Origin of the sequence: Melaminivora sp., assembly GCF_032059615.1 — a bacterium.
GTDB lineage: Bacteria > Pseudomonadota > Gammaproteobacteria > Burkholderiales > Burkholderiaceae_C > Melaminivora.
The window spans coordinates 2,661-13,138 of sequence record NZ_DAMCAM010000075.1 but is presented as its reverse complement, the minus strand read 5'-3'; the positions used below and the strand labels follow the sequence as shown (position 1 = coordinate 13,138).

Below are 10,478 nucleotides of genomic sequence, written 5' to 3'. Positions count from 1 at the left end.
GGCTTGTCGCTCAAGGCGGTGAGGTTGTCGCGCAGTTCCTTGCTCATGGGCAGGCCGATGACCTGGTTCTTGGGCGGGATGGGCGACATGAACCACTTGTCGTAGAGCTTCTCGAACGCGCCCGACTTCATCATCCCGCCGATCACGCCGTTGACCAGGGCCTGGAACTGCGGGTCGTCCTTGCGCATCATGCAGGCATAGGGCTCGACCTGCAGCGAGTCGCCCACCACCTCCCACTCGGCCGGGTTGCGGGCGTTGTTCTTCAGGCCGAACAGCAGGATGTCGTCCATGGCGAAGGCCTCGGCCCGGCCGGCGTCGACCAGCAGCATGGCGTCGTCGTGGTCCTTGCCCAGGACGATGTCGAAGTCCAGGTTGTTGTCCTTGCTGTACTTGCGGATGACCTGGGCGTTGGTGGTGCCGGTGGTGCTGGCCACCTTCTTCTTGGCCAGGTCGGCGTAGTTCTTGATGCCCGAGGACTTCTTCACCAGCAGCCGGGTGCCGGTGTAGAAGTAGTTGATGGCGAACTGCACGTCCTTGCCGCGCGTGGCGTTGTTGGTGGTGGAGCCGCACTCGATGTCGACGGTGCCGTTTTGCAGCAGCGGGATGCGGTTCTGCGAGGTCACGGCCTGCATCTCCACCTTCAGCCCGGGGTTGTTAACCTGCTTCTTCACGGCGTCCACGATGGCGTTGGTGACCTCCACCGAAAAGCCCACCGGCCCGCCCGAGCCGGCCAGGTAGCTGAACGGCACCGAGGACTCGCGGTAGGCCACGGTGATCTTGCCCGAGTCGGCGACCTTCTTGAGGGTGTCCGCGTGGGCGGTGGCCAGGGTGCAGGCGGCGATGGCGGCGGCCAGCGCCAAAGAGGTGGTGGGTTGCATGCTGTCGTCTCCTTCTTTCATGGTTGTGGTGCGGTACAGCGGCACTGTAGAGAGGCTGCAGCCCGCTTGAACAATGCCATTCACGGCGGATGGCATTACCAAAAATTATGTGGCCCGCAGCAGGTCGCGGCCATGCAGACAAACACCCGCAAGCCATAACCTGCCGGCATGCCCCCGCGCGCGCTTGGCATTGTTCAAGCACCGGTGCGCGGACCTACAGTGCCGCTTTCGCCAACCGGCTTCAACCGTTCCAACAACCATGCATGTGTGTGTCATGGGCGCAGGCATCGTGGGCCTGGCCACCGCCTACGAGCTCCAGCGCCAGGGCATGCGCGTCACCGTGGTCGACCAGGCGCAGCCCGGCAGCGGCGCCAGCAGCGGCAACGGCGCGCAGCTGAGCTACAGCTACGTCCAGCCCCTGGCCGACCCGGGCATCTGGGCGCAGTTGCCCAAGCTGCTGCTGTCGCCCGACTCGCCTTTGAAGCTGCGTCCGCAGCCCGACCCGCAACAGTGGCGCTGGGCGCTGCAATTCCTGCGCGCCTGCAACGCCGGCACCTCCCGGCGCAGCACCGCGCAACTGCTGGCGCTGGCCGCGCGCAGCCGCGAGGGCTTCGAGCGCATGCTCGCCGCCGAGCGGCTGGAGTGCGACTTCTCGCGCACCGGCAAGCTGGTGCTGTATGCCACGCCCGGCGCGCTGGAAGCCGCCCGGCGCCAGCTGGAACTGCAGCGCGCCTGGGGAGCGAGCAGCAGGCCGTGACCCCGCAGCGCTGCGTGGAGATCGAGCCCGCACTGGCCGACTACAGCCGGCACATCGCCGGCGCCATCCACACGCCCAGCGAGTGCGCGGCCGACTGCCTGAAGGTCTGCCAGGGCCTGCACCGGCTGCTGGCGGCGCGCGGCGTGCGCTTCGTGCTGGGCACGCGCATCACGGCCCTGGTGCCGTCCGCCGGCCGGGTGGCGGCCGTGCAGACCGATGCGGGCGCCATCGAGGCCGACCGCTTCGTGCTGGCCCTGGGCAGCGCCAGCCCAGCGCTGGCGCGCAGCGTGGGCCTGTCCCTGCCGGTGTACCCGCTCAAGGGCTACAGCATCACCCTGGACGTGGACGGCAGCCAGCCTGGCGCCGCGCCCCGGGTGAGCGTGACCGACGCCGCACGCAAGGTGGTCTTCGCCCGCCTGGGCGACCGCCTGCGCGTGGCCGGGATGGCCGAGCTGGTGGGCCATGGCCTGGGCATCGTGCCGCAGCGCATCGACAGCCTGCGCCAGGCCACGCGCGCCGTGTTTCCGCGCAGCGGCACGCAGCAGGACGCGCGCCCCTGGGCGGGCCTGCGCCCGGCCACACCCACCGGCGTGCCCATCGTGGGCGTGCAGGCGCGCGGCCCGCGCAACCTGCTGGTCAACACCGGGCACGGCGCCTTGGGCTTCACCCTGGCCTTCGGCACCGCCGCCGACGTGGCGCAGCAGGCCGCCCGCTGATCAGGGCACGGACGGCGCCAGCGTCTGCGCCAGCGCCTCGCGCATGCAGCGCGCCATGGCGTCGGCCAGCAGCGAGCCCGGCCCCTGGGCCAGGCGCAGCGAATGCACCGGCACGGCGATGCGCGGCAGCAGCGGCAGCACGTCGACCTTGCCGCGGTCGGCGGACGCCGCCGTGCAGGCATCGATGAGCGCCACCGCCTGGCCGTGCTGGGCCAGAGCCAGCGCGGCGTGGTAGGTCTGCACCGTGTACAGGACCTGCGGGCGCGCGCCGGCCTCGCGGCAGGCGTGGTCGACCATGGTGCCGACCGGGTCGCTGGCGGCCAGCTGCACGAAGGGCAGCTGGTCCAGGTCGGCCAGCTGCACGCTGCCGCGCGCGAGCACGTCGGGCGCCAGCAGGCCGCGCGGCGCCACGCACAGCATGGCGCCGTCGGCCAGGTGCTCCTGCGCCAGCGAGGGGTGCGCCACGCCGGTGAAGACGAAACCCAGGTCCGCCTCCTGGCGCACCAGCGCGGCGACGATCTGCGGCGAGTGCAGCGCGTCGATGGTCACCGCCACGCCCGGGTACTGGGCACGAAACGCCCGCAGCGCGCGCGGCAGCACCTCGAAGCTCAAGGCGAACACCGTCAGGATGCGCAGCTCGTCCTTGCGCTCCTCCTGGCGCAGGCGGGCCGCCAGGCGCTGCACGTCGCCCAGCTGGGCGAACAGCTGCTCGACGTGGGGATGCAGGATCTGCGCCTCGCGCGTGGGCACCAGGCGCCCGCGCGTGCGCTGGAACAGCGCAAAACCCAGCTGCAGCTCGGCATGGGCCAGGATGCGGCTGACGGCCGGCTGGGTGACGTTGATCAGCCGCGCCGCGGCGCTGACGCTGCCGGTGAGCATGACGGCGTTGAAGACTTCGATGTGGCGCAATCGCATGCGCTCACCATGCCTGCGGCGCCGGCCGCGCGCAAGGGGCTCAGGATCGCATCAGGAGTCTGCGTAGGCGCGGCGCGCCAGGCTGGCGGCCAGGATCGCCGTGGGGTCGACCAGCGTCCAGCCCTGCGCCTCGGGTGCCTGGGGCAGCGCCAGCGGGATCTCGGTGCAGGCCATGGCCAGCGCGATGTCGCCGTGCTGCGCGCGCAGCTGCGCTCCGGCCTGCACGAAGCGCTGCTGCGCAAGCACCAAGTCGCCGGCCTTCACGCCGCCGTAGATGCCCTCCATCAGCCACTGCCGCGCCGCCTCGCCCGGCAGCACGCAGGCGATGCCCTGGGCGGCGAACGCCTGCTCGTACAGGCCGATGCGGTAGCTGCCCTCGGTGGCCAGCAGGGCCACGCGGTCCAGGCCGCGGCGGCGCAGCTCGGCCGCGGTCTCCTGTGGCATGTGCAGCAGCTCGACCTGCGGCACCTGCCGCTGCAGCGCCGCGTGCCAGGCGTGCGCGGTGTTGCAGGGCATGGCCACGGCGCGCGCGCCCAGGCCGGCGAGCTGCGCCAGGCCCTGCGCCAGGGCCGCCAGCGGCTGCGGCGCCTGCGGGTCGGCCAGCGCGCGCGTGCGGTCGGCAATGGGCAGCTGCGCCATCCAGTGCGCGGGATAGGCCTGGTCGACCACGGCATGGCCGTGCGCGCGCAGCCAGTCCTCGCAGGCCAGGACGAACAGCCGGGCGAAGTCCGCCCCGGCGGCCGGCCCCATGCCGGCCAGGATGCCGACCGTGCGGCTTGCAATGTGTGTCATCTCAGTTCTCCGCCGCGCGGCACCACCGCGGCATATGCAAGTGGCGCACCCAGGCCAGCAGACGCCGTGGATCTGGTTTCGCCAGCAGTCCACCAGCGTCGTCCCCCTCCCCGCACTGCGCAGCAGGGCGAGAGAAGGGGGAGGCGGCGCAGCCGCTCAGGGAGATGTCCTTCATTTCAACATCATGGACATCGCCGACAGGCAGTTGAGCATGCGCACCGCACTCTCCACGTCCGGCGCGGCGAAGCGCAGCGCGTCGCCGTCGGTGCGTTCCAGCGTCGGCCACTGGCAAAACAGCTCGGCCAGCGCCGGGCTCTGCGCCAGCAGATCGACGGTGACGGGGCCCTCGATGCGCAGCGGCGCCACGCTGCGGGCCTGCGGCACGGCCTGGGCCACGCTCTCGCGGATGGCGGCGCAGGCCTGCTGCGGCGACAGGCTGATGCCGCTGGAAAAACCCGTGGCGCGCTTGACCTGCACGAAACGGGTCTGCGGGAACAGCGCCCGGTGCTCGTCGATGAACACGTCGTCGCCCGAGGCCGCGACCACCGGCGCGCCGTAGCTGCCGGCAAGCAGCCCGTACAGGCCCATCTCGCCCAGCTCCTGGCCGTTCAGGCGCACGCGCGCGAACGCGAAGCTGTTGATGGTGTGCGCCAGGATGCCGCGCCCCTGGGCGCGCGAGTGGTAGCCGATCATGCACACGCCCTGCACGCCCAGCTCCACGCCGGCCACCATGCCCAGGTAGCGCGGCTTGCCCTGGATGACCTGGGCGCGGTCGTCGAGCAGGTCCGGCGGCATGTTGCGAAAGCCCCCGTGCGAGTCGTTCACGTAGACCTCGCGGGCGCCGCCGTCGAAGGCGCCGGCGATGGCGGCGTTGGCTTCGGCAGCCATCAGGCGGCGGGCGCGCTCGTACTCGGGGTTGCCCGCCCGCGCCTGCTCGGCGTGGTAGACGCCGGCCACGCCCTCGATGTCGACGGAGATGAGAATTTTCATGGACGGATCCGGGGGTTTTTATGGGTCAAATCGGCCTCCAGCGTTTGTCTGGCATGCGCTGGCAGCTATCAATTCAGGAGTTCACGCAGCGCCTGCCGGTGGTGCCCGGCGCGGCCCGTGACCGGCTCGGCATGCCACAGCGCGTGCACGATGGCCTGCTCCACGCTGTCGGCGGCGGCCTGGAACAACGCGTCCAGCCGGGCCTCGTGGACCATGGCCACGGCAGGCATGGGCGCGTCGGCCAGGTCCGGCAGATGGGGCAGTGTGTAGGCGGTGGAGAACGCCACGGCGATGTCGCCGCTGCCATGCCCGTAGACCGAGCCGGTGCGCGCCAGCCCTGCCGCCGCGCGCAGCGCCAGCCGACCGAGCTGGCGCGCGTCCAGCGGCGCGTCGGTGGCCAGCAGCATGATGATCGAGCCCTTTTCCGTGGTCTCGGCCGGGGCGCCCTGGCGCGCGGCCAGCCGCCGGCCCAGGGGCTCGCCGCCCCAGACCAGGTGGGCCTGCACGCCGTAGTTGGCCAGCACCAGCGCACCGACGGTGTAGCCCCCGTCCGCACGCCGCGACGCGGTGCCGATGCCGCCCTTGAGCTGGAAGCTGGACATGCCGCGCCCCGCGCCCACCGCGCCCTGGGCCACGTCCAGGCCCGCGCCGGCGCAGGCCGCCTCGTAGTGCGCGGCCGTGACGGCCATGCGCTGGATGTCGTTCAGGTAGCCGTCGTTGCACTCCAGCACCAGCGGGTTCACCGTGGGCAGCGCGCGGCCGGTCTCGGGGTTGGCGCGCACGCACTGCGCGATCTGCGCCTGCGCCACGGCCGGCACCGAGAAGGTGTTGGTCAGCGCGATCGGCGTCTCCAGCTGGCCCAGCTCGGCCAGCTGCGTCAGGCCCACGCTCTTGCCGAAGCCGTTGATGACGGCCGCCGCCGCGGGCGCCTTGTGGCGGAACGGGTCCTGCGCGTGCGGGTGGATGACCGTGACGCCGGTCTGCACATCGCCCTCGGCCAGCGTCACGTGGCCGACGGTGACGCCAGCCACATCGGTGATGGCGTCGCGCGGCCCGGCCGGCAGGCCGCCGATGCAGGGGGGCTGCATGCTCATGTCTGCCGGTCGATCTTCGGATCGAGCGCGTCGCGCAGGCCGTCGCCCAGCAGGTTGAAGGCCAGCACCGTGAGGAAGATGGCCAGGCTCGGGAACAGCGCCACGTGCGGCGCGTTCACCATGTCGGCGCGCGCCTCGTTGAGCATGGCGCCCCACTCGGGCGTGGGCGGCTGCGCGCCCATGCCCAGGAAGGACAGGCTGGCCGCGGTGATGATCGACGTGCCCACGCGCATGGTGAAGTACACGACGATGGACGAGATGGTGCCCGGCAGGATGTGCCGCGTGATGATGGTCCAGTCGCTGGCGCCGATGCTCTGCGCCGACTCGATATAAGTCTGGTGCTTGAGCACCAGCGTGTTGCCGCGCACCAGCCGCGCGAAGGCCGGCACGCTGAACACGGCCACGGCGACCACCACGTTGGTCATGCTGGAGCCCAGGATGGCCACCACGCCCAGCGCCAGCAGGATGCCGGGAAAGGCGAACAGCACGTCGGAGATGCGCATCACGATGCGGTCCCACCAGCCCTCGTAGTAGCCGGCCAGCAGCCCGAGCGCGGTGCCGATCAGGCAGCCGATGGCCACCGAGAAGAAGCCCGCCGCCAGCGAGATGCGCGCGCCCATCAGGATGCGGCTGAAGATGTCGCGCCCCAGCGGATCGACGCCGAACCAGTGCAGCGCCGAAGGGCCCTCGTTCAGCCGGTCGTAGTCGAAGTAGTTCTCGGCGTCGAACGGCGCCAGGTACGGCGCCAGCACGGCCACCAGCACCAGCAGCAGCACGAACACCAGCGCGGCCACGGCCACGTGCTGGCGCTTGAACTTGCGCCAGAACTCGCGCCAGGGGGTGCGGACCGCCTCGGCGGCCGGGGCCGCAGCGGCCGGGGAGGAAACGGAGGGTGCGCTCATCGCCGGTCCTCTTCTTTCTTCACTTGTAGCGGATGGTGGGGTTGATGAAGCCATAGGCCATGTCCACCACCAGGTTGATGAGGATGAATTCCAACGAGAACAGCAGCACCAGCGTCTGGATGACGGGGTAGTCGCGCATGGTCACCGCGTCCACCAGCAGGCGGCCCAGGCCCGGCCAGTTGAACACTGCCTCGACCACGATGGAGCCGCCCAGCAGGAAGCCGAACTGCAGGCCCATCATGGTGACCACCGGGATCAGCGCGTTGCGCAGGCAGTGCTTGAGGATCACCACGCGCTCGTTCAGGCCCTTGGCGCGCGCGGTGCGCACGAAGTCCTCCTGCACCACCTCGACGAACGAGGCGCGGGTGAAGCGCGCCATCACTGCGGCCACGGCCGCGCCCAGCGTGATGGACGGCAGGATGTAGTGGCGCCACGAGTCGGCGCCCACGGTGGGCAGCCAGCCCAGCTGCACCGAGAACACCTGCATCAGCATCATGCCCAGCGCAAACGCCGGGAACGAGATGCCCGACACCGCCAGCGTCATGCCCAGCCGGTCGGGCCAGCGGTTGCGGTACACGGCCGAGACGATGCCGATGGCCATGCCGAAGACGACCGACCAGGCCATGCTGCTCAGGGTGAGCAGCAGCGTGGGCATGAAGCGCTCGCTGATCTCGGCCGCCACCGGGCGGCGCGTGCGCATCGACAGGCCGAAGTCGCCCTGCACCATGCGCGAGAAGAAGTGCACGAACTGCTCGGGCAGCGGCCGGTCCAGGCCCAGCTCCTGGCGCACCAGCTGCACCGTGGCCTCGTCGGCATCCTGGCCCGCGGCCAGGCGCGCCGGGTCGCCGGGCAGCAGGTGCACGAACAGGAACACCAGTACCGCCACGATCAGCAGCGTGGGCAGCAGCCCCAGCAGGCGTTTGAAGAAGTAATTCAGCATGGCAGTGCGGGACACCAGTCCCGCTTAAGGGTCAAGGCAGGAAACCGGCGCGTCCCAGGCCAGGGCCGCCGTGCAAGGGCCGCCCCGCAGCACCGGCGGCGTCCCCCTGCCCACCCTGCGCAGCAGGACGAGAGCGGGGGGAAGGCGCGCGGCGCCGCAGGGGGGTGCCTCACTTGATGGCGATCTCGTCGCTGTTGATGTTGCCGTCGGGCATCACGTACACACCCGACAGGCGCTTGGAGTGGGCATACAGCACGTCCTCCGTCACCAGCGGGATGCGCGGCAAGTCCTTGGCGAGCTGCTCCTGCACGGTCTTGTACAGGCCGGCGCGCTCGCCGCTGTCGGTGGTGACCAGGGCCTTGGCGATGGCGTCATCGACCACGGGGTTGCTGTAGAAGGCGTAGTTCGCCAGCTTGGGCGACCAGGACTCGGTGGCGAACAGCGGGCGCAGTGCCCAGTCGGCCTCGCCGGTGGAGGACGACCAGCCGATGTAGTACAGGCGCGCCTTGGCGGTCTTCGGGTCGGGCCAGGAATCGACCAGCTCCACGCGCTTGCCGGGCTCCAACGCCTCCACCGACACCTTGATGCCGACCTGCTGCAGCTGCTGCTGGATGAACTGGATCACCTTCTGGCTGGTGGTGTTGTTGTAGCCGCTCCACAGCGTGGTCTCGAAGCCGTTCGGGAAGCCCGCTTCCTTGAGCAGCTCCTTGGCCTTGGCCACGTTGTAGGGAACGGGCGGCATCTTCAGCGCGTATTCCACGCCCTGCGGCACGAAGCCCTGGGCGGCGAAGGCGTGGCCGCTGAAGGCCACCTTGGCCAGCGCGTCCTTGTTGATGGCGTAGCCGATGGCCTCGCGCACCTTCACGTTGTCGAAGGGCTTTTGCAGCAGGTTGAACGTCAGGAAGCGCTGGATGATGGACGGCCGGGACACCACCTCCACCTTGTCGCTCTTCTTGAGCGTGGCGATCTGCTCGTAGGGCAGCGTGAACGCGAAATCGGCCTCGCCCGTCTGCAGCATGGCGGCGCGGGTGTTGTTCTCGGTCACGGGTTTCCAGGTCACCTGGTCGACCTTGGGGTAGCCCTGCTTCCAGTAGCCGGCGAACTTCTTGCCGACGATGGCCTCGGTCTGCTTCCACTCGACGAACTCGAACGGGCCGGTGCCCACGGGGTGGAAGGCGATGTCCTTGCTGCCCCACTTTTGCAGCGCGGCGGGCGAGATGATCGCGGCCGAGGCGTGGGCCAGCGCGTTGATGAAGGGGCCGAAGGGCTCCTTGAGCGTGATGCGCAGGGTCTGCGGGTTCACCGCCTCGACCTTGGCGACGCGGTTGAACTGGTTGGCGCGCAGCAGGCGGTTGGCGGGGTCCATCACGCGGTCGAAGTTGGCCTTGGCCGCGGCGGCGTTGAAGTCGGTGCCGTCGTGGAACTTCACGCCCTGGCGCAGCTTGAAGGTGTAGACCAGGCCGTCCTTGGACACGTCGTAGCTCTCGGCCAGCACGTTCTGGATCTTCAGGTCCTTGTCGAACGCGAACAGCCCTTCGTAGAAGGTCTTGGTGACGGCCGTGGTGATGGTGGTGTTGGTGTTGTACGGGTCCAGCGTCTCGGGCTGCTGGTAGATGGCCAGCACGGCGTTGCCGGCCGCCAGCGCGCTGCCGCTGAGGGCAAAGGCGGCCAGGGCCAGCAGGGCCTGGGCCGTGCGGCGGGTGTTCGCGGTCTTCTTCATGGGTGAACTCCGGTGGGTGGTGGATGGGCGGTGGAAAGGGTTTGCTTCAAAAAAGAGAGCTGCTGGCGCTTGACTGGCGGGCGCTGGAGGCCTTTTTCTCTTGAATTTCAGGCTGCGGTGGGCGCCACGAAGTGGCCGGGCCCGACCTGCACCATGGGCGGCACCACGGGCTCGTCGCCCACGGCCCGGATGGGGCTGGGAATCTCGCCCTCCAGCAGCGCGCGCTTGAGGTGCCGGCGCGCCGGGTCGGCGATGGGCACGGCGGCCATCAGCTTGCGGGTGTAGGCGTGCTGCGGGTTCTCGAAGATCGCGCGGCGCGGGCCGATCTCGACGATGCGGCCCAGGTACATCACCGCCACCCGGTGGCTGATGCGCTCGACCACCGCCATGTCGTGCGAGATGAAGAGGAAAGCCACGCCCAGCTCGCGCTGCAGGTCGAGCATGAGGTTGACGATCTGCGCCTGGATGGACACGTCCAGCGCCGAGACCGATTCGTCGGCCACCACCACCTTGGGGTTGAGCGCCAGGGCGCGGGCGATGGCGATGCGCTGGCGCTGGCCGCCCGAGAACTCGTGCGGGTAGCGCTGCGCGTGCTCGCGCGGCAGGCCCACCTTTTCCAGCAGCCAGTCCACACGGGCCTGGGCCTCGGCGGGCGTGCCGATCTTGTGCACCAGCAGCGGCTCCATGATCGAGAAGCCCACGGTCAGGCGTGGGTCGAGCGAGGCGAACGGGTCCTGGAAGATGAACTGGATGTCGCGGCGCAGCGCCTGCACC

General features: G+C 70.1%; 9 protein-coding genes and 1 pseudogene. 1 reads left to right on the top strand and 9 read right to left on the bottom strand.

Going from position 1 to position 10,478, the window contains the following annotated elements; translation table 11 throughout:
* On the bottom strand, window positions 1–878 hold an 878-nt coding region (locus RT051_RS13215), incomplete at its 3' end, for an amino acid ABC transporter substrate-binding protein (RefSeq protein ID WP_313077401.1).
* A gap of 259 nt (window positions 879–1,137) precedes the next feature.
* On the opposite strand from RT051_RS13215, the pseudogene RT051_RS13205 reads away from it, so the two are divergent.
* Window positions 1,138–2,351, top strand: a pseudogene (locus tag RT051_RS13205) (D-amino acid dehydrogenase).
* Here RT051_RS13205 and RT051_RS13200 read toward each other — a convergent pair.
* The 8 genes from RT051_RS13200 to RT051_RS13165 form a co-directional block, all read right to left on the bottom strand.
* Complete coding sequence (locus RT051_RS13200) at window positions 2,352–3,266, bottom strand: LysR substrate-binding domain-containing protein (protein WP_313077393.1); 915 nt, start codon at window positions 3,264–3,266, stop codon at window positions 2,352–2,354. It lies immediately after the preceding pseudogene.
* Window positions 3,267–3,317: 51 nt separating this feature from the next.
* Complete coding sequence (locus RT051_RS13195) at window positions 3,318–4,058, bottom strand: amino acid racemase (protein WP_313077391.1); 741 nt, start codon at window positions 4,056–4,058, stop codon at window positions 3,318–3,320.
* Between the two features lie 171 nt (window positions 4,059–4,229).
* Complete coding sequence (locus RT051_RS13190; RefSeq protein ID WP_313077389.1) at window positions 4,230–5,048, bottom strand: M55 family metallopeptidase; 819 nt, start codon at window positions 5,046–5,048, stop codon at window positions 4,230–4,232.
* 68 nt (window positions 5,049–5,116) lie between these two features.
* Complete coding sequence (locus RT051_RS13185) at window positions 5,117–6,142, bottom strand: P1 family peptidase (RefSeq protein ID WP_313077387.1); 1,026 nt, start codon at window positions 6,140–6,142, stop codon at window positions 5,117–5,119.
* A complete protein-coding gene (gene gsiD, locus RT051_RS13180; protein ID WP_091567252.1) occupies window positions 6,139–7,044 on the bottom strand; it encodes a glutathione ABC transporter permease GsiD in 906 nt (301 codons plus the stop codon). Before gsiD ends, RT051_RS13185 begins: the two co-directional genes overlap by 4 nt.
* Before the next feature lie 19 nt (window positions 7,045–7,063).
* Window positions 7,064–7,984 carry a glutathione ABC transporter permease GsiC gene (gene gsiC, locus RT051_RS13175; protein WP_313077381.1) on the bottom strand — a complete coding sequence of 307 codons (921 nt, stop codon included), beginning with the start codon at window positions 7,982–7,984 and terminating at the stop codon, window positions 7,064–7,066.
* Between the two features lie 169 nt (window positions 7,985–8,153).
* The gene (gene gsiB / locus RT051_RS13170) at window positions 8,154–9,704 is read right to left on the bottom strand and encodes a glutathione ABC transporter substrate-binding protein GsiB (RefSeq protein WP_313077378.1); all 1,551 of its coding nucleotides are present in this window, start codon (window positions 9,702–9,704) and stop codon (window positions 8,154–8,156) included.
* Between the two features lie 107 nt (window positions 9,705–9,811).
* Window positions 9,812–10,478 (bottom strand): oligopeptide/dipeptide ABC transporter ATP-binding protein (locus RT051_RS13165; protein ID WP_313077375.1); only part of this gene is annotated, 667 nt, incomplete at its 5' end.